This is a genomic window from Microbacterium sp. CH1, assembly GCF_001595495.1.
Lineage (GTDB): Bacteria > Actinomycetota > Actinomycetes > Actinomycetales > Microbacteriaceae > Microbacterium.
The window spans coordinates 727921-743320 of record NZ_LOSO01000011.1 but is presented as its reverse complement, the minus strand read 5'-3'; the positions used below and the strand labels follow the sequence as shown (position 1 = coordinate 743320).

The window sequence follows — 15400 nt, the reverse complement described above, 5'->3', positions numbered from 1 at the left end:
CGTACCGGACGGCGCGGGCTAAGGTTAAGGCTCGCGAGGAAACCAGAGACAGGAACGGATGACGGAGACGAAGACACCCTCCACCGACGACCAGACGGTCGACCGCGTGCTGGCGAACGCAGAGAAGCGCTCGGAGGTGCGGATGTTCGGCGCCGCGCAGGCGCTCCAGGACGAAGCGACGGCCGCGCACTCGACCGCAGACGGCGACCAGTGGGACCTCGAGGACCGGCATGCGCTGCGGCGCGTGGGCGGTCTGTCGACCGAGCTCGAAGACGTCACCGAGGTCGAGTATCGCCAGCTGCGGCTCGAGAACGTCGTGCTCGTCGGCGTGTATCCGCAGGGGGCCCAGGAGGACGCGGAGAACTCGTTGCGCGAGCTCGCTGCGCTCGCGGAGACGGCAGGCGCCGTCGTGCTCGACGGCGTGCTGCAGCGCCGTCCGCACCCGGACGCCGCCACCTACCTGGGACGCGGCAAAGCGCAGGAGTTGAAGGACATCGTCGCCGCCGTCGGCGCCGACACGGTCATCGCTGACACCGAGCTGGCCCCCAGCCAGCGACGTGCGCTCGAAGACGTCGTGAAGGTGAAGGTGATCGACCGGACCACCGTGATCCTCGACATCTTCAGCCAGCATGCCAAGAGCCGAGAGGGCAAGGCCCAGGTCGAGCTCGCGCAGCTCGAATACCTGCTGCCCCGCCTGCGCGGCTGGGGTGAGTCGATGAGCCGCCAAGCCGGTGGACAGGTCGGCGCCGGAGGCGCGGGCATGGGCTCGCGCGGACCCGGTGAGACGAAGATCGAGCTCGACCGCCGACGCATCCGGACGAAGATGGCGCTCCTGCGCAAGCAGATCCGCGACTTCGCTCCCGCGCGCGAGGCGAAGCGGGCTGAACGCAAGCGCAACACCATCCCCTCCGTCGCCATCGCCGGGTACACGAACGCCGGGAAGTCGAGTCTGCTCAACGCTCTGACGAGCGCGGGCGTGCTCGTGGAGAACGCGCTGTTCGCGACCCTCGATGCGACCGTCCGTCGGTCCGAGACCGAAGACGGCCGCGTGTACACGCTCACCGACACGGTGGGATTCGTGCGCAACCTGCCGCACCAGCTCGTCGAAGCCTTCCGCTCCACGCTGGAGGAGGTCGGTGACGCGGACGTCGTGCTGCATGTGGTCGACGGCTCGCACCCCGACCCGGCCGGCCAGCTGCAGACTGTGCGCGACGTGATGGGCGATGTCGGCGTGCGCGACATGCCCGAGATCGTCGTCTTCAACAAGGCCGACCTCATCCCCGAGGACGAGCGGCTCGTGCTGCGCGGTCTGGAGCCGCGGGCGCACTTCGTCTCGTCACGGTCCGGCGAGGGCATCGTCGAGCTCCGCGCGGCGATCGAGGAGGCGCTGCCGAAGCCGGCCGTCGAGCTCCACGCCGTGATCCCGTACGACCGCGGTGACCTCGTCGCGGCGATCCACGAGACCGGGATGCTGCTGTCCGTCGAGCACCAGGAGGCAGGGACAGCCGTGCACGCGCACGTGTCCGAGCGTCTCGCCGCCGACCTCGCGGCCTACGTCGTCAGCGACTGACGGCGGAGGCTCAGCGAGCGAGGAAGCGCGCCTCGACGGTCGCCGTGAGGACGATGTCCTGCGGCTCGTACTCCATGGCCGGCGCGGTGTCGGCCGCGAAAGCGACGGCACCGCGTGCCTTCCCCAGCGGAGCTCCGGGCGATGGCGCCGCGGAGAGCAGGCCCATGTCGGCGATCTCCAGGGGCGTCACCTCGGCGAGGCCGAGCGCGGTGGCGTACGCCTCCGCTCTCGTCACCGCGACGCCGACGGCCTGCGCGGCGACCTCGCGCTCCACGCGGACGCGGGTCTCGAGGGTGAGGTGCCAATCGACCCCGCCGATCTCGACACCGTCCCACGCGGAGATGTCGGAGATCCAGAGGGAGAGTTCGGAGGCCTCCGCGAAGGTCGCGGTCACGTCGATGCTCGCGTAGTACACCGGGGCGAGCCGCTTGCCATCGGCGTTCCAGGGGCGCTCGGCGCGCACGGAGAGCCGCGTGCTGCTCCAGTCGAGGGCGGAGCCGGCGTCCACGCGTCCCACGATGCTGCTGCGGACCGGCTCGGCCAGGCGCATGACGTGATCGACGACGGTCGCGCGCTCCGGACCCTCGGCGCGGACCGAGACGCGGATGGTCGCCCGTTCCGGCGCCAGGCGGGCTTCGTGTTCGCCGCGGACGGTGACGGTCACATCGCTCATGGGGCGACTCTACGCGACGGGCACGGCGGCGGGGAATGGCGGCGGCGGCGCAGACGTTGTAGTCTGTGATGCTCGGGCGCTCGTCGTCCGAGGCTGACAATTCCACAGTGTGACAGCGGCTCCTTCGAGAGAAGGACCACGGGGCTGATCGGTTTCGACAGCGCCTGTGAATCCACGAGAAGCGGGCCGAGGATGCAGAGTTATCTCGTAAACGCTCTCTGCAAAACAATAGTTGCCGAATCCAAGCGCAACGACTTCGCCCTCGCTGCCTAAGCGAGCCCGATAGTCCGTCAGACCGTATGTGATTCCGATACGGATCCTGGCGTCATCTAGGAATCTTGCTGCGTGACGGCGTCTGGACGTCACGTGGGACTCTTCCCAGGCTGGGCTCGTCGACTTAGGTGTCTGTGACAAAGGTCGGAGCCGAGCAGAACGCTTCCACAGACTGCGCCCGGAGAAGGCGTGGAGACTCAGCGTTGGACGGGGGTTCGATTCCCCCCAGCTCCACCAGGTCGCTGTCACACAGAACGAGGCCCGCCTCCCTAGTAACCACTAGGGAGCCGGGTCTCTTTTGCGTTGTGGATAACTCGTCAGGCGGCGATGCCTGCCCACACTTTGCCCACATCTGCTGCGGTCGCCCGCTCGTCGAGCCGGTTCGCGACGTCGTCGAGGTTGTCGTCGAACAGGTCGGCGTACGTGTCGAGGGTCATCGCCGCAGACTTGTGTCCGAGCATCCGCTGCACGGCCTTCACCAGCGCGCCCGAGCTGATGGCGAGCGACGCCGCCGTGTGCCTGAGGTCTTGCGGCGTGAGCCGCTGCAGGCGGGCTTCCTCAGTCGCGCGTGCAAACAGGGCCCGGCGCCCTCGCTCGTCTTGGCGCGCCGCAGGAAGTTGCCGCTCGCATCACCGAACACGAGATCGCCCTTCGACTTGCCGCCGCACTGCCCCTCGAGTGCGTCGACAACGAATCCGGGGAACGGGACTGTCCGCTTCTCCCACGACTTCGGCGCGCCGATCTCGATCACTCCGTGTGCCTCGACCGCGGCCCGGTTCACGTGCACGCGACGGCCAGGCATGTTGATGTCGGAGACGCGGAGCCCGATCGCCTCGCTCCATCGAAGCCCACAGTAAGCGAGGACGAGGGTGAGCCTGACGAAGGTGTGGTCGTGCGTCGCAGCCGCGAGGCGCACGACCTCCGCCTCGGAGAGGTATCGGCGCTCCTTGGCCGAGACCTTCTTCGGCAGGTTCCTCGCGCCGCGGGCCGGGTTCTTCGAGATCCGACGATCGCGCACCGCGACGTCGAGGATGCCGGCGAGCACGCCGAGCGCGCGCAGCACCACGGGCGCGGATCGCGGGCCGGGTGGTGTTCCGTCGGACCCGCTGCCGGTCGGTGACTGCCGTGCCGGCATCCTGCGCGACGACATCGACGAGATCAGGCGGAGCGTCAAGGCCACCGACTCACGGCTCTACGGCGTCGAGCAAACCCAGAACTTCCAGGCACGCGACATCCTCGGCATCCGCGAGGAGATCGGTCAGATCCGCACGTCCGAACGCGACCAGTGGGACGCGATCGAAACGACGGCCGACAAGCGCCGGCAGAACCCAGGAGGCACTCCATGAGCAAGATCTGGTTCCCGCTGCAGCGAGCGATCCGCACCGCGGTGCAGGTCTTCATCGCTGCGGCGGCCGTCCTCGCGACGACCGTCGTCGTCGCCCCGCAGATCATCGACGCCGTCGCCGACCTCGTGCCCGGGCCGGTGATCGCCTGGGCGACGGCCGCGGTCGCGACGCTCGCCGCGATCAGCGCCGCCATCGCCCGCGTGATGGCAATTCCTGCCGTCGACGAATGGCTCCGCCACATCGGCGCAGGATCGGCACCGGCCGGAGCCGTCGTCGCTCAGATCGACGGCAACGCGACCGGACTGACCCGCCGCCAATGGCGCCATGCAGGACGGCGCTGACACCGGCACCGACGACGTGGCCGAACTCTCCCGCGAGTGACGCCGACAGACGAGACCCCCACCTAGCCTCCTGGCTGGGCGGGGGCTTTTCGCGTTCACGGGGCACCGAGGATCGCCGGGGCGGTGGTGACGTAGAGCGGCAGTCCGGCCGCGCTCATCGCGCGCACGGGCTTAGCTGATCGCGTCCATCTGTCCGGTGACCGGGCTGGTGTTCGCGGGCTCCGGGACGAGGTACAGGCCGGTTGGGGCGCTGGCTGTGTAGGCGAGCGTATCCACCCATGCGCGGTTGATCGCGGGTTGCCGGCTGCCGGCGTACTTGAAGACGATGGACGAGCCGGCGTGCACCCATACGGTCGTGCGTCCTCCGCCAACGCTGCTGTCGTCTTTCCAGGTGAAGGGAAAGGGCTCGCCGCGGCGGAGCTTTGCGGTGATGACGAGCTGAATGTGCGTGAGTGCGCGATCCTCGACCTCGACCTTGGGTCCACCGTCGTAGATGAACTTGCCCATAGTGGGCTCCTCTGTTCTGCCACAGGAACCTGTGTCAAGAGGCGCAACCGAGCTGATCGCTTTGTGGTGTAGCTTCACGGTCCCACGTCACTGGAGGAATAGCCACCCTCTACGTTTGTCCGCCCGTGGAGACAAAAGTCGGGGTGAAGCTCAGCTCAAGCCTTCACCCCAGAAGTCGTCATTCCAGTCCCTGAAGGAGTTGCCCTGCGCACTCGGCGCGGCTCCAGCGGGGTGGTCGACGCTGACAACCGCTCTCGTGTACTGGGTGACGAGGACGCTGAGCGTTTCGAACCGAGAAGCGAAAGTCACAAAGCCCGATTCGCCCTGGGACGCGGATTCGATCCGCTCCATCAGATCGCCGACGTCGCAGTCTGCGGCCAAAATGAAACTGTCTCCGTCGATGCTGATTCGTGTAGTGGGATTCATGGCAATCTGTGCATCGTTCGCGGAAAATGGTTCATGCGATGTTCTGTTCACGCAACACTACGCCCCTCACTGACCCTGCACTTCCGGGGCTTGCGTAACCGTCGAACCTGTGCAGGCCAACGCGCGTAGACCGTCACCCCTAGAGTGAACCCATGGGAACCATCCAGTACGGCGACAGCAGCGAGATCCACATCGAAGACCGAGCTCTCGCGCACCTCAAGGTTGCGATCGCGACCAAGCTGCGCCGCAACGAGAGCTTCACCCTCTCTTGGAAGCACCCAGAAGGCGACGCCCCCGGTCGCTCCACAATCTGGCTTCACCCGTCCATCCCCCTGCGTTTCACGTTCGAGACACCGGAGAACCCGCAACTCAACGCCAAGTGGGTTCAGACGCTCATGATGGAAGCCAGCTCCTCCGGCGGTATCACCCTCGTCGACGAGGTCGTTGACACCCCAGTGGAAATCGATGCTTCCACCCTCGCCGGCCTAGGGGCAGAATAGGCGGCACCGGGGAGGGGAGCGCGCGCCCATCTTGCGGCGCAGCTTGCTCGGTTGATCCCCTTCCCGCCGACCGCGGGGAGGGGATCATCTCTTCTCACTCGACGCTGATGGAGAGCGGTAGCGCGGCGGCCTGACCGTGGCCGAGAACTGCCGGTGTCGACGGAGCTGGGAGTGACCGGCGGTGCTGACCCAACGCGATGCACGGCTCTAGCGCGGCCAGCGTCCTTCGGCGAGCACGTCGGCGGGGTCGCCGGCGGTCGAGCGGAGCTCGGCGATCACGGGTGCCGGGTCGGTGGTGTACCTGTTGCGGGAGCAGAGCGGGTCGAGGGCGATGCTGGGCTTCACGGTGGGGGAGAGGGCCCGAGTGGGCATGGCCGGGTGTCCTTCCTCCGGCCGAGACGAGATCTCAGTCTACGGTTGCCTCGTCGCCGCAGCGTGGGTGCTGGGGCGGAGGGGGGACCTCGTTACGAACGTGACCATCGCGCTGAGCTATGTCGGCGACGACGAGCTTCCTGCCGACGACCCCGGATCGACCAGAGCAGACAGCTCGTGGGCCCTCGCGCTCGAGCGCTTCATCACCTTCCCACCGTGGACGATCGAAACCCCGGAGGGACCCGAGTACGCGCTCTGGTGGGAAGCCCGCCAGGGAAGCGACTGCGAAGACGGTCTGCGACAGGCGCCGCGGCGCGGTGACCGCGATCGTCTATGCGGTCACCCAGCGGACGCCGTCGGCGTCGGGCGCGAAGCGGCGCCCGGCGTCCGTCTCCAGCTCCTCCATGAGCGGGATGATGACGCTCCACAGCGCCCAGTGCTCCGGCGTGCCTTCACCACCTTGTGCCCTCCCTTCCCACCGGGCGGCCGCCGGAAGCGGAACGCGGAAGCCGAACCGGGTCCCCGTCGAGTCGGTGACCTCTGCGCTCAGCGACCCCGCTCCGGCCGCCAACTGCGTCAGGGTGAAATCCCGGGGGACGATGAGTGTTCCCCGCGCACGGTCCCAGGCCTCGCGGACCGCCGTCAGGAACGGCCCCGCGATGATGTCGGTCGTCATCAGAAGTCTCCTTCCCCGATCGGCGGGACAGCGCCCGCCCGTTCGACTCCCTCATCGCGATGATCGCAGGCGGAGGGACCGGATGTCTGTCCCCTCTTCGGGGGACGCGACCGATGCGCGGTGCGCGTACGGCCGAACCGGCGCGCGCGCAAGGGGGTCGGAGGCGACTGCGCTCGCGAGGTACCAAGGGGGTCCACGACGAAGGGAGACGCCATGCCGAAGGGCGATGTCGACACGTTCCACCAGGAAGGCGGCTGGTTCAATCGCGTCCAGGGCGAGGTGAACACGTTCAGCGGGCCGCATGACACGAAGGACGAGGCGGTCGCCGTCGGGCGGGAGACGGCTCGGGCGCGCCAGGTCGAGCACCTCATCCGACGGGAGGACGGCACGATCGGGGAGCGGAACAGCTACGGCAACGACCCGCGCGACGTCCGCGGCTGAGAGGTGGGCGGGGATGCACGCGGCATGACAGCCCTGGTGGCCGAGGCAGGCGAGGCCTAGCATTCGGTCATGGGGTTCATCATGTACGACAGCACGAGCCAGCTCCACATCGAGGACCGCGCGCTCGCGCACCTCAAGGTCGTGATCGCGACGAAGCTCCGACGCAACGAGAGCTTCACGGTGTCGTGGACCCACCCCGAGGGCGACGCATACGGACGCTCCACGATCTGGCTGCACCCGTCGATTCCGCTGCGCTTCACCTTCGAAGGGCGGGAACCGCCGAAGCTGAACCCACAGTGGATCGACGACCTCATGCAGTCGGCGAACTCGACCGGCGGCATCACCCTCGTCGACGAGATCGTCCAGAGCTCGTCGACGGAGTGACAGCGCAGGAGCCCCACCTCGTCGCGAGGCGGGGCTCCTGCGATCCGGACGAGCGGCTCAGTGTGAGTGGTCCGGATCCTCGGCGAGCACATCGTCGCCGTCGTCATCCGATCCGTCCGTGGGCGGAACGGTGCGCGGTTCGCCCTTGTTGTCCTCCGCGCCGAGGTTGTCGTTCTCCTCGGGGCCGGGGGAGGGCTCGGTGCTGATGTCGTTGCGGTCGCTGTCGGTACCCATGCGCATTCCTTTCCTCGACGGATGTCACCAGCATCGTCCGTCTGCGGCCTCAGGCCCAGCGGCTTGACAACAGCAGCCGAGTGGTGTGCGGCGTCAGCGCTGTCCCTCGATGAGGAGGAGCCCCTGCTTCGTGTCGGCGACCTTCACCCAGCCGTCGCCGAAGAGGTAGGTCATGCCGTACCCGTCCTCGTCCGTGCTCATGGCGAACTGCGGGTCCTCGGTGACGTACGTGCCCTGAGCGTCTTCCTCGCTCCGCCACCCCTCCTCCTCCAGGCCCGCCTGCGCGCGCTCCGCCTCCTCGGCGGACAAGGGGGACCAGCCGTACATCTGACCGTGGTCCGAGGGCACGCTGAAGTCCGCCCAGAAGCAGAGGAGTCCCTGTGTCAGCTCGATGCCCCCGACACGGAACTCGCGTGGCTCTGCCGTCCAGCCGGCGTCGGTGAGGGCCGCGACGGTGCCTTCGGTGATCATCGACTCGCACGTGAGCTCGTCCCCGCTCGGTGTCGCGCTCGCGCCGGCGTCTGCCGTGGGAGCGGCCGAGCCCGGCGCCGACGGATCAGGGGTGCTGCCACCCGTGCAGGCCGTGAGGGCGGCTCCCGCGAGCACGAGACCGGTCAGGATCGCGAGTCGTCGGGTGGTCATCGTGGCCTCGGGGTGGTCAGTCGTGCAGGAGACGGAGGAACTCGTCGTGAAGGGTGCCGTTGGTGGCGAGCGTCGAGCGGGCGGAGATCGTCTCGGAGCCGTCGAATGCCGTCATGCGCCCGCCGGCCTCATTCACGATCGCCACAGCCGCTGCGATGTCGTACTCCTTCACATCGAACTCCGCGACCGCCTCCAGTCGCCCTTCGGCGAGGAGCATGTAGGCGTAGATGTCGCCGTACGCCCGATCGCGCCAGACGCGCTCGCTCAGGCGCAGCAGGGCATCCAGCTGCCCGGCGTCACGCCACTGCGCGATGCTCTGGAAGCTCACGCTGGCCTCGTCCAGCGAGGAGACGGTCGAGGTGGCGAGACGGCGCTCGCTGCGGTCGCTGACGGTCCAGGCGCCATGTCCGGCCGCCGCCCACCAGCGTCGACCGAGGGCGGGCATGCTGACCACGCCGACGCGCGGCACGCCGTCGATCGCGAGGGCGATCATCGTGCCCCACAGCGGGACACCGCGGAGGAAGTTCGCGGTGCCGTCAATCGGGTCGATGATCCACTGCCGGGCGGTGCTGCCCTGAGCGCCGAACTCTTCGCCGAAGATGCCGTCATCGGGACGATCCTCCTCGAGGATCCGGCGGATCGCCCGCTCTGTCGCCAGGTCGGCGTCCGTCACGTGCGAGTGGTCCGCCTTCGTGGAGATCTCCAGGTCGGCGGCGTCGAAACGGGGGAGCGACTGGGCATCCGCGGCGTCGGCGAGGCGAAGGGCGAGCTGGAGATCGGCGCGCAGGTCGGCGGCGTCGGGAGTGGCGGTCACGCTTTCAGGATAGTCGCCGCCCGGACCGCGCCCGCAGAGACCATCGGCCAGGATCAGGGGGGCGAAACGCCCGAGCCACGCCCGGGCCGCGCTGGATTTCGTGTCGGCGCCATCCGCTGGTAATGTAATTCCTCGGTCGGGGTTATCCCGGGCCACGCACCTCTAGCTCAATCGGCAGAGCAACTGACTCTTAATCAGTGGGTTCAGGGTTCAAGTCCCTGGGGGTGCACGGAACAAGCCTCAGAGATCTCGCCATCTCCGGGGCTTTTTCTCTGCCTGTTTCGGGGCCGGATCGCTCAGGGCGGGATCGAAATCGTGCCTCTCGCGGCCGGGAGAGGCACCTTTTCGAACCCGCATGGGGCGGGAGGGACGACCTGCCGACGCGGGGATCGGAAACGCGCGCTGCGGCGGCGGGTGACGCGGGCGTCAGGCGCGGCGGACGGAGAGCAGCTGCCAGCCCTCCGGGACCTTCGCCTCGATGCCCGCCATGTCCTCGGCCTCGATCTGCTCGACGCCGTCGACGCGCTGGAACGTCCCCGTGGCCTCCATCTTCGCCTCACCCTTGAGCATGCGCACCGGAGCGGAGGTGAGCGCGTAGCCCGGCTCACGATGAGCCTCGAGCTGTGTGTGGACGTCTTCGAGGGATGTCCCGGTGACGTCGACGGTCATGGATCCTCGGGGGCGGATGAGGGCGACGAGCATCCGTCCAGTCTACGAGCGGACCGTGCTGCTCACAGATCCCAGTCGAGCGTGGAGCGCACGTCGATGGGGGCGTCGTGGCCGGCGTCCTCGCGGATCAGGTAGACGACGACGCGCGACTGCGCGGTGATGAGCACGCTCGTCAGAGCGTCGCCGGTCGCCAAGTCGATGAACGTCGGTTGCGAGCGCGCCGCCGCCTCGATCCGAGACATGAGGTCCGCGACATCCGTGCTGCGAGGCAGGAGGAAGTCGTGCCCATCGATCTCGATGTGCGTCGTCGTCATTCCCGTCTGGTTCCCCATGGGCTCCACGGTACGAACCACCTCGATCCCCGACAAGAGGGGTTGAACCCTGTCGACCCTCGTGTTAGGAGCGGGTGAGAGCGCTCTCGCTGCCGTCCGGCTGCTGCTGGTCCGCGGGCTCGGGGACGAGGTACAGACCGCTCGGGGCGTTGGCGGTGAACGCGAGGGCCTCGATCCAGGCGCGGTTGACGCTGGGCTGGCGACTGCCGTGGTACTTGTACACCAGCGAGCTTCCGGCATGGATCCAGACCGTCGTGCGGCCGCCGCCCATGCTGACGTCGTCCTTCCAGGTGAAGCCGAAGGGCTCGCCACGGCGGAGCTTCGCGGTTATGACCAGTTGGATGTGAGTGAGAGCGCGGTCTTCGATGTCGACCTTGACGCTGTTCTCGTAGATGAACTTGCCCATCGCAAGATTCCCTTCTCTCCACGGGAACCTGTGCAAGAGGCGCGGCCGAGATGACCGCTGGTGTGGGGTGTGCTCAGCGTGTCACACATTCGCCCGATCTCCTATCCCACCGGGGTGTCGCGAGTCCTGGCGTGTCTCTCCGTTTCAGGCCACCGGCTCGAGGAGGGTCGGGTCGGAGGGGTCGACGGTGCGGGTGTTGCTCACCTTGCGGTCGACGACGTGTCCGCGGAGCGTCGCCGCGACATCGGCGGAGGTGTGATCGAGCATCGCCAGCGTGTCGAGCTTGGTCTGCCCGGTGAGCTTCTCCGGTGTGAGCCACGCGTCCCAGGTGTCCGGAGTCAGGAAGGCGGGCATCCGGTCGTGCACCTCCCCACCGGCGTCTCGCGCTTCCCGGGTGACGACGACGAAGCAGCGCACCTTCTCTCCCTCATGCTCCATCGACCAGGTGAGGCCGGCGGCGGCGAGCAGGCCGTCGCCGTGGAGGAAGTGCGGGGTCTTGTGGCCCTTCTCGCCCGTCCATTCGAAGTACCCGCGCATCGGCACGAGGCACCGCGCGGCGGAGAACGCCGGCGCCCAGAACCCGGCGGCGAGCTTCTCCATCCGCGCGTTGATCAGCGGGGCGCGCTGCGGACGGTTGGGGGGACTCTGCCAGTCCCACCGCACGAGTTCGAGGATGCGGCCCTCGCCGCGGTCCCGCACGATCGGGGCGCTCTCGGTCGGCGCGATCGAGTACGCGCCGTGCCAGGACTTCCACCAGTCCTCCGGTCGCCCACCCTCGGCGACGAATTCCCGGATCAGCTCGTCCGTCGTCGCGTCGTTCGCGAATCGTCCGCACATGTCGTCGCCTCCGTCTCGCCGGTCGCTCGCGCCGCGGTCGGCATCGCCTCCATCATGGGGCATGGCGCGGACATCCGGTCAGACGACCTCGATCACCGTGCCGGCGGTGAGGCTCGAGAGCTGGGCGAAGGTCAGCGGCATGACGGTGTGCGGATGGCCGGCCGCCGCCCAGATCACGTCGTGCGCCTGCAGGGTGCTGTCGATGAAGGTGGGGAGGGACGTGGGATGGCCGACGGGCGCCACTCCGCCGATCGCCTGTCCGGTGGCGTCGCGCACGGTGGCGGGCGGTGCCATGACGACCTCGCTCGCCCCCACGCTTCGCGCCAGGACGGCGAGGTCCGCCCGATGCCCGCCGCTGGTCATGACGAGGACGGGCCGACCGTCGGCGAGGAAGACGAGACTGTTGGCGATCGCGGCGACGTCGCAGCCGATGGCGGCGGCCGCCTCGGCGGCGGTGCGCGCCGAGTCCGGAAGGACCCGGATCTCGGTCTCGACACCGGCCGCGAGGAGGTGTTCCTGCACGCGTCGGCTGCGCTCGGGGAGGGGAGGAGCGTCGGTCATGTCCTCACGGTAGCCGAGCGGGTCAGCCGGCGTCACCGACGAGGATCGCCGCCGCGTCCTCGGTGGCCACGTCGCCGGGCTCGTCGTCGATGTGCGCGAGGACCTTCCGGCCGAGGAGGATCGTCAGCGCGGCCAGCAGGACGGCGGCGGCGGCGAAGAGGTACGGCACGGTGGCGGTGAACAGGTGCCACAGCAGGGCCGCGATCGGCGGGGCCATCGCGCCGCCGAGGAAGCGGACCGCGGAGTAGGCCGAAGAGGCGACGGAGCGGGGGAGGTCGGTCGCCTCCATGACGGCCTCGGTCAGCACGGTGTTCATGATGCCGAGGAGCAGACCGCCCACGATGATGCACACGACGAGAGCGGCCGGTTCGGCGACGACGAATCCCGCGACCACGAGGTCGACGGCGAGCAGGGGCAGCACGGTGAGGATCACGTGCGTCCTCGGCATCCGGCGCATCAGCACCGGCGCGACCCACACGCTGGTGATCGCGAGGGCGACACCCCAGCCGAAGAACGTCAGGCCGATGCCCATCGCGCCGAAGCCCAGGGGGAAGGGCGAGAACGCGAGCAGCACGAAGAAGCCGATGTTGTAGAACAGGGCGGCCACGGCGAGGATCGCGAGCGCGGGACGGCGCAGAGCCGTGAAGGGGGCGGAGAACTTCACCGGGGTGCGCTTCTCGCCCGGACCCCGCAGCAGCACGAGCACGGCGATGAAGGCGATGGCCATCAGGGCCACGACGCCGAAGAACGGGCCGCGCCAGCTCTGCTCGCCGAGGATGCCGCCGAGCAGGGGACCCACGGCGATACCGAGGCCGAGCGCCGCCTCGTACAGCACGATGGCCGCGCTGCTGCCGCCGGATGCGGCGCCGACGATCGTGGCCAGCGCCGTCGAGATGAACAGCGCGTTGCCCAGCCCCCAGCCGGCACGGAAGCCGATGACCGCGTCGACGCTGCCGCTGATCGCGCAGAGGAGGGCGAACACGACGATCAGGCCGAGACCGACGAGGAGGGTCGCCTTGGCGCCGATCCGGCTGGAGATCCAGCTGGTGACGAGCATCGCGAGGCCGGTGACGAGGAGGTAACTGGTGAACAGCAGTTCCGTCTCGACCGGCGTGGCCTCGAGGGACTCCGCGATGGCCGGGAGGATCGGATCGACGAGGCCGATGCCCATGAAGGCGACGACGCACGCGAAGGCGACGGCCCACACCTGGGCCGGCTGCCGCCAGACCGAGGGGGCGGGGGTTGCGGGGGCGGTGTTCAACGGATGTCTCCTGTCCGGTCGGCTGAGGTGTGGGCGGCGAGGATCTCGGCCGCACGGGTGAGGGCATGCCAGTCGTCGTCGTCGAGGTCGGCGAACCGCGGTGCGATCGTCGCCCGGAACTCGGAACGCCAGGCGGCCAGGGCCGCCGTGCCGTCGGGGGTCGCGGCGACGACGGTGGCACGGGAATCGTCGGGGTCGGGCGAGCGGCGGACGAGGCCCTCGCGTTCGAGGGTGCCCAGCAACCGGGTCATCCCGGGCTGTGTCGTGCGGGCCGCCGCGGCGAGCTCGCCGACGCGACGGGGACCCGACTGGTCGAGCAGGCTGAGCACCCGCCATTGCGCGGCGGGGGCCTCGTTCCCCGCGTCCTGGGCGGCGATGCGACCCAGCGCGTAGCCCGAGAGCACGAGCGACGGGATGACCTCAGAGCGATTCATACCAGAAAGTATATACCGGTTGGTATGTATCAAGGTCACCGTCGGGCGTGCGCGATCCTCGCCGAGAGCTGATGCGCGTGAGCGAGGAGGATCCGGCCCAGCTCGGCCTGACGCTCCGGGCCGAAGCGGAAGGCGACACCGGTGAGGCTGAGCGCCCACTCCGGGCGTCCGGCGCGGTCGAACACCGCCGCGCCGAGGCCCCAGCTCCCCTCGACGATCAGGCCGGGGTTGACGGCGAACCCGCGTTCCTTCGTCTCGGCGAGGCGCTTCCGCAGCGGGCGCTCGCCGTGGGCACGCCCCCAGTTCTCGACGAGCTCCGGATGGCGCTCCAGGTAGGCATCCACATCGTGGTCGGGGAGGAAGGCGAGGATCGCGAGGCCGGCGCTCGCCACGCCGAGCGGGAAGCGCACCCCCTCGCTCAGCACGAACGAGCGGATGGGGAACGACCCCTCCTCGCGCAGCAGGCAGACCGTCTCGTCCGCGCGGCGGACGGAGAAGAAGGCGCTCTCCTCGGTCTTCACGGCGAGCGACCGCACGATGTCCCGGGCCAGGGTCGTCACGTCGTATCGTGCGGCGGCCACGGATCCCATGAGGAAGAGCTCGGGTCCGGGCATCCAGCGCGTGCTGTCGGCGTCGCGGTCGACGAGGCCCTCCGCGCGGAGGGCGCTGAGCAGGCGATGCGCGGTGGGCCGGGAGAGGCCGGCGCTGCCGGCGAGTTCTTGCAGGGTGGCACCGTCGGTGCCGGCGGCCGTCACCAGTCGCAGGAGCCGCGCCGCCCGCGCGACGGCCTGAGTGCCGGGGACGGGATTCGTCGCAGTGTCCACATCGTGGACGCTAGTGGCGCGGGCGTCCACATCGCAAGAGGGCGCTGGCAGTGACTGCGCCGGGGCGGGAGGCTGGTGGGGACACGGAACCGAAGGAGCAGACGTGATCGACAAGCAATGGGAGTCCGCGGCCGCCGCGGTCGCCGACATCCCGGACGGCGCCTCGCTCGCGGTCGGAGGCTTCGGGCTCTCCGGGAACCCGATCGCCCTCATCGAGGCGCTCCTCGCCCAGGGCACGACCGACCTCAGCGTCGTCAGCAACAACTGCGGGGTGGACGACTGGGGGCTCGGCATCCTGCTCGCCGCGCAGCGCATCCGCAAGATGACGTCGTCGTACGTGGGGGAGAACAAGGAGTTCGAGCGGCAGTTCCTGTCCGGGGAGCTCGAGCTGGAGCTGACCCCGCAGGGCACGCTCGCCGAGAAGCTGCGGGCGGGAGGATCCGGGATCGCGGCGTTCTTCACCCAGACGGGCGTCGGCACCCAGGTGGCCGAGGGCGGTCTGCCTCGCCGGTACCACGCCGATGGCTCGATCGCGGTGGCCTCGCCACCCAAGGACGTCCGCACGTTCACGGTGCACGGCGAACCGCGCGAGTTCGTGCTGGAGGAGGCGATCACCACCGACTTCGCCCTTGTGCACGCGGCCCGCGGCGACCGGCACGGCAACCTGGTTTTCACGAAGGCCGCGCGGAACTTCAACCCGCTCGCCGCGATGGCCGGGCGCGTGTGCATCGCGCAGGTGGAGCGGCTCGTCGAACCGGGAGAGCTCGACCCGGACGCGATCCATCTGCCCGGCGTCTTCGTGCACCGGATCGTCGAGGTGGGCGAGGACATCCCGAAGCGCATCGAGCGACGGACCGTCGCCGCGGAAGGAGCCTGA

General features: G+C 69.1%; 25 protein-coding genes, 1 tRNA gene and 1 other RNA gene. 9 read left to right on the top strand and 18 right to left on the bottom strand.

Going from position 1 to position 15400, the window contains the following annotated elements; genetic code table 11:
* Positions 1–58: 58 nt before the first annotated feature.
* Positions 59–1570, top strand: a complete 1512-nt coding sequence (hflX, locus tag AUV07_RS07010) for a GTPase HflX (RefSeq protein ID WP_062634886.1) — start codon at positions 59–61, stop codon at positions 1568–1570.
* A gap of 10 nt (positions 1571–1580) precedes the next feature.
* Here the strand turns inward: hflX and AUV07_RS07005 are convergent, their stop codons facing one another.
* Positions 1581–2243, bottom strand: a complete 663-nt coding sequence (locus AUV07_RS07005; protein WP_062634884.1) for an SIMPL domain-containing protein — start codon at positions 2241–2243, stop codon at positions 1581–1583.
* Positions 2244–2383: 140 nt separating this feature from the next.
* Here AUV07_RS07005 and ssrA point away from each other — a divergent pair.
* Positions 2384–2753, top strand: a transfer-messenger RNA (tmRNA) gene (gene ssrA, locus AUV07_RS07000).
* 80 nt (positions 2754–2833) lie between these two features.
* On the opposite strand, the gene AUV07_RS18090 is transcribed toward ssrA, so the two are convergent.
* On the bottom strand, positions 2834–3064 hold the full coding sequence (locus AUV07_RS18090) for a tyrosine-type recombinase/integrase (protein ID WP_269454383.1): 231 nt from the start codon (positions 3062–3064) through the stop codon (positions 2834–2836).
* Positions 2992–3579: a tyrosine-type recombinase/integrase gene (locus AUV07_RS06995; protein ID WP_231868210.1), complete on the bottom strand. Its 588-nt coding sequence runs from the start codon at positions 3577–3579 to the stop codon at positions 2992–2994. The genes AUV07_RS18090 and AUV07_RS06995 overlap by 73 nt, the downstream gene beginning before the upstream one ends.
* On the opposite strand from AUV07_RS06995, the gene AUV07_RS17770 reads away from it, so the two are divergent.
* Together AUV07_RS17770 and AUV07_RS06985 are read left to right on the top strand one after the other, a co-directional pair.
* The gene (locus AUV07_RS17770) at positions 3548–3862 is read left to right on the top strand and encodes a hypothetical protein (RefSeq protein ID WP_062634880.1); all 315 of its coding nucleotides are present in this window, start codon (positions 3548–3550) and stop codon (positions 3860–3862) included. The two genes, AUV07_RS06995 and AUV07_RS17770, sit on opposite strands and share 32 nt — an antisense overlap.
* Positions 3859–4203: a hypothetical protein gene (locus AUV07_RS06985; RefSeq protein ID WP_062634878.1), complete on the top strand. Its 345-nt coding sequence runs from the start codon at positions 3859–3861 to the stop codon at positions 4201–4203. The genes AUV07_RS17770 and AUV07_RS06985 overlap by 4 nt, the downstream gene beginning before the upstream one ends.
* 171 nt (positions 4204–4374) lie before the next feature.
* Here AUV07_RS06985 and AUV07_RS06980 read toward each other — a convergent pair whose 3' ends face one another.
* Both AUV07_RS06980 and AUV07_RS06975 read right to left on the bottom strand, forming a co-directional pair.
* On the bottom strand, positions 4375–4710 hold the full coding sequence (locus AUV07_RS06980) for a DUF7882 family protein (protein ID WP_062634876.1): 336 nt from the start codon (positions 4708–4710) through the stop codon (positions 4375–4377).
* Positions 4711–4860: 150 nt separating this feature from the next.
* Positions 4861–5187, bottom strand: coding sequence for a hypothetical protein (locus AUV07_RS06975; protein WP_157523941.1), 327 nt, complete (start codon positions 5185–5187; stop codon positions 4861–4863).
* Positions 5188–5288: 101 nt separating this feature from the next.
* Between AUV07_RS06975 and AUV07_RS06970 the strand changes: the two genes are divergently transcribed.
* Positions 5289–5636, top strand: a complete 348-nt coding sequence (locus AUV07_RS06970) for a DUF7882 family protein (protein WP_062634873.1) — start codon at positions 5289–5291, stop codon at positions 5634–5636.
* A 207-nt stretch (positions 5637–5843) separates the two neighbouring features.
* Here AUV07_RS06970 and AUV07_RS17535 read toward each other — a convergent pair whose 3' ends face one another.
* On the bottom strand, positions 5844–6008 hold the full coding sequence (locus AUV07_RS17535) for a hypothetical protein (protein WP_157523939.1): 165 nt from the start codon (positions 6006–6008) through the stop codon (positions 5844–5846).
* A 331-nt stretch (positions 6009–6339) separates the two neighbouring features.
* Complete coding sequence (locus AUV07_RS06965; protein WP_062634872.1) at positions 6340–6684, bottom strand: hypothetical protein; 345 nt, start codon at positions 6682–6684, stop codon at positions 6340–6342.
* A 213-nt stretch (positions 6685–6897) separates the two neighbouring features.
* On the opposite strand from AUV07_RS06965, the gene AUV07_RS06960 reads away from it, so the two are divergent.
* Positions 6898–7125, top strand: coding sequence for a DUF2188 domain-containing protein (locus AUV07_RS06960; RefSeq protein WP_062634870.1), 228 nt, complete (start codon positions 6898–6900; stop codon positions 7123–7125).
* A 69-nt stretch (positions 7126–7194) separates the two neighbouring features.
* A complete protein-coding gene (locus tag AUV07_RS06955; RefSeq protein WP_062634868.1) occupies positions 7195–7509 on the top strand; it encodes a DUF7882 family protein in 315 nt (104 codons plus the stop codon).
* A gap of 57 nt (positions 7510–7566) precedes the next feature.
* On the opposite strand, the gene AUV07_RS17530 is transcribed toward AUV07_RS06955, so the two are convergent.
* The 3 genes from AUV07_RS17530 to AUV07_RS06945 all read right to left on the bottom strand — a co-directional run bounded on the left by AUV07_RS17530 (position 7567) and on the right by AUV07_RS06945 (position 9199).
* On the bottom strand, positions 7567–7743 hold the full coding sequence (locus AUV07_RS17530; protein ID WP_157523937.1) for a hypothetical protein: 177 nt from the start codon (positions 7741–7743) through the stop codon (positions 7567–7569).
* A gap of 93 nt (positions 7744–7836) precedes the next feature.
* Positions 7837–8385: a hypothetical protein gene (locus AUV07_RS06950; RefSeq protein ID WP_062634866.1), complete on the bottom strand. Its 549-nt coding sequence runs from the start codon at positions 8383–8385 to the stop codon at positions 7837–7839.
* A 16-nt stretch (positions 8386–8401) separates the two neighbouring features.
* On the bottom strand, positions 8402–9199 hold the full coding sequence (locus AUV07_RS06945; protein WP_062634864.1) for an inositol monophosphatase family protein: 798 nt from the start codon (positions 9197–9199) through the stop codon (positions 8402–8404).
* Positions 9200–9355: 156 nt separating this feature from the next.
* Between AUV07_RS06945 and AUV07_RS06940 the strand changes: the two genes are divergently transcribed.
* Positions 9356–9428: transfer RNA gene (locus AUV07_RS06940), tRNA-Lys, on the top strand.
* A gap of 197 nt (positions 9429–9625) precedes the next feature.
* Here the strand turns inward: AUV07_RS06940 and AUV07_RS06935 are convergent.
* From AUV07_RS06935 to AUV07_RS06900, 8 genes are all read right to left on the bottom strand, one after another.
* Entirely contained in the window at positions 9626–9901 is a 276-nt protein-coding gene (locus AUV07_RS06935; RefSeq protein WP_062634863.1) for a hypothetical protein, read from the bottom strand.
* Positions 9902–9930: 29 nt separating this feature from the next.
* The gene (locus AUV07_RS06930) at positions 9931–10200 is read right to left on the bottom strand and encodes a hypothetical protein (protein ID WP_126893022.1); all 270 of its coding nucleotides are present in this window, start codon (positions 10198–10200) and stop codon (positions 9931–9933) included.
* 64 nt (positions 10201–10264) lie between these two features.
* Positions 10265–10606: a DUF7882 family protein gene (locus AUV07_RS06925; RefSeq protein WP_062634860.1), complete on the bottom strand. Its 342-nt coding sequence runs from the start codon at positions 10604–10606 to the stop codon at positions 10265–10267.
* A 144-nt stretch (positions 10607–10750) separates the two neighbouring features.
* Positions 10751–11443 carry an SOS response-associated peptidase gene (locus AUV07_RS06920; protein ID WP_082802883.1) on the bottom strand — a complete coding sequence of 231 codons (693 nt, stop codon included), beginning with the start codon at positions 11441–11443 and terminating at the stop codon, positions 10751–10753.
* A 78-nt stretch (positions 11444–11521) separates the two neighbouring features.
* Positions 11522–12004 (bottom strand): YbaK/EbsC family protein, encoded by a 483-nt coding sequence (locus AUV07_RS06915; RefSeq protein WP_062635226.1) that lies wholly within the window; start codon positions 12002–12004, stop codon positions 11522–11524.
* A gap of 22 nt (positions 12005–12026) precedes the next feature.
* Positions 12027–13265, bottom strand: coding sequence for an MFS transporter (locus AUV07_RS06910; protein ID WP_062634856.1), 1239 nt, complete (start codon positions 13263–13265; stop codon positions 12027–12029).
* Positions 13262–13699: a MarR family winged helix-turn-helix transcriptional regulator gene (locus tag AUV07_RS06905; RefSeq protein WP_062634854.1), complete on the bottom strand. Its 438-nt coding sequence runs from the start codon at positions 13697–13699 to the stop codon at positions 13262–13264. Before AUV07_RS06905 ends, AUV07_RS06910 begins: the two co-directional genes overlap by 4 nt.
* Before the next feature lie 35 nt (positions 13700–13734).
* Positions 13735–14523, bottom strand: coding sequence for an IclR family transcriptional regulator (locus AUV07_RS06900; protein WP_062634851.1), 789 nt, complete (start codon positions 14521–14523; stop codon positions 13735–13737).
* 103 nt (positions 14524–14626) lie between these two features.
* On the opposite strand from AUV07_RS06900, the gene AUV07_RS06895 reads away from it, so the two are divergent.
* Positions 14627–15400: a CoA transferase subunit A gene (locus tag AUV07_RS06895; RefSeq protein WP_062634849.1), complete on the top strand. Its 774-nt coding sequence runs from the start codon at positions 14627–14629 to the stop codon at positions 15398–15400.

Coding starts and splice junctions, on each gene's coding strand:
- AUV07_RS06980 (WP_062634876.1), bottom strand. CDS start 4,710: ATGGGCAAGTTCATCTACGACGGTGGACCCAAGGTCGAGGTCGAGGAT.
- AUV07_RS06925 (WP_062634860.1), bottom strand. CDS start 10,606: ATGGGCAAGTTCATCTACGAGAACAGCGTCAAGGTCGACATCGAAGAC.
- AUV07_RS06960 (WP_062634870.1), top strand. CDS start 6,898: ATGCCGAAGGGCGATGTCGACACGTTCCACCAGGAAGGCGGCTGGTTC.
- AUV07_RS06905 (WP_062634854.1), bottom strand. CDS start 13,699: ATGAATCGCTCTGAGGTCATCCCGTCGCTCGTGCTCTCGGGCTACGCG.
- AUV07_RS06915 (WP_062635226.1), bottom strand. CDS start 12,004: ATGACCGACGCTCCTCCCCTCCCCGAGCGCAGCCGACGCGTGCAGGAA.
- AUV07_RS06955 (WP_062634868.1), top strand. CDS start 7,195: ATGGGGTTCATCATGTACGACAGCACGAGCCAGCTCCACATCGAGGAC.
- AUV07_RS07005 (WP_062634884.1), bottom strand. CDS start 2,243: ATGAGCGATGTGACCGTCACCGTCCGCGGCGAACACGAAGCCCGCCTG.
- AUV07_RS06950 (WP_062634866.1), bottom strand. CDS start 8,385: ATGACCACCCGACGACTCGCGATCCTGACCGGTCTCGTGCTCGCGGGA.
- hflX (WP_062634886.1), top strand. CDS start 59: ATGACGGAGACGAAGACACCCTCCACCGACGACCAGACGGTCGACCGC.
- AUV07_RS06930 (WP_126893022.1), bottom strand. CDS start 10,200: ATGGGGAACCAGACGGGAATGACGACGACGCACATCGAGATCGATGGG.
- AUV07_RS06920 (WP_082802883.1), bottom strand. CDS start 11,443: ATGTGCGGACGATTCGCGAACGACGCGACGACGGACGAGCTGATCCGG.
- AUV07_RS17530 (WP_157523937.1), bottom strand. CDS start 7,743: ATGGGTACCGACAGCGACCGCAACGACATCAGCACCGAGCCCTCCCCC.
- AUV07_RS06965 (WP_062634872.1), bottom strand. CDS start 6,684: ATGACGACCGACATCATCGCGGGGCCGTTCCTGACGGCGGTCCGCGAG.
- AUV07_RS06935 (WP_062634863.1), bottom strand. CDS start 9,901: ATGCTCGTCGCCCTCATCCGCCCCCGAGGATCCATGACCGTCGACGTC.
- AUV07_RS06970 (WP_062634873.1), top strand. CDS start 5,289: ATGGGAACCATCCAGTACGGCGACAGCAGCGAGATCCACATCGAAGAC.
- AUV07_RS06985 (WP_062634878.1), top strand. CDS start 3,859: ATGAGCAAGATCTGGTTCCCGCTGCAGCGAGCGATCCGCACCGCGGTG.
- AUV07_RS17770 (WP_062634880.1), top strand. CDS start 3,548: ATGCCGGCGAGCACGCCGAGCGCGCGCAGCACCACGGGCGCGGATCGC.
- AUV07_RS17535 (WP_157523939.1), bottom strand. CDS start 6,008: ATGCCCACTCGGGCCCTCTCCCCCACCGTGAAGCCCAGCATCGCCCTC.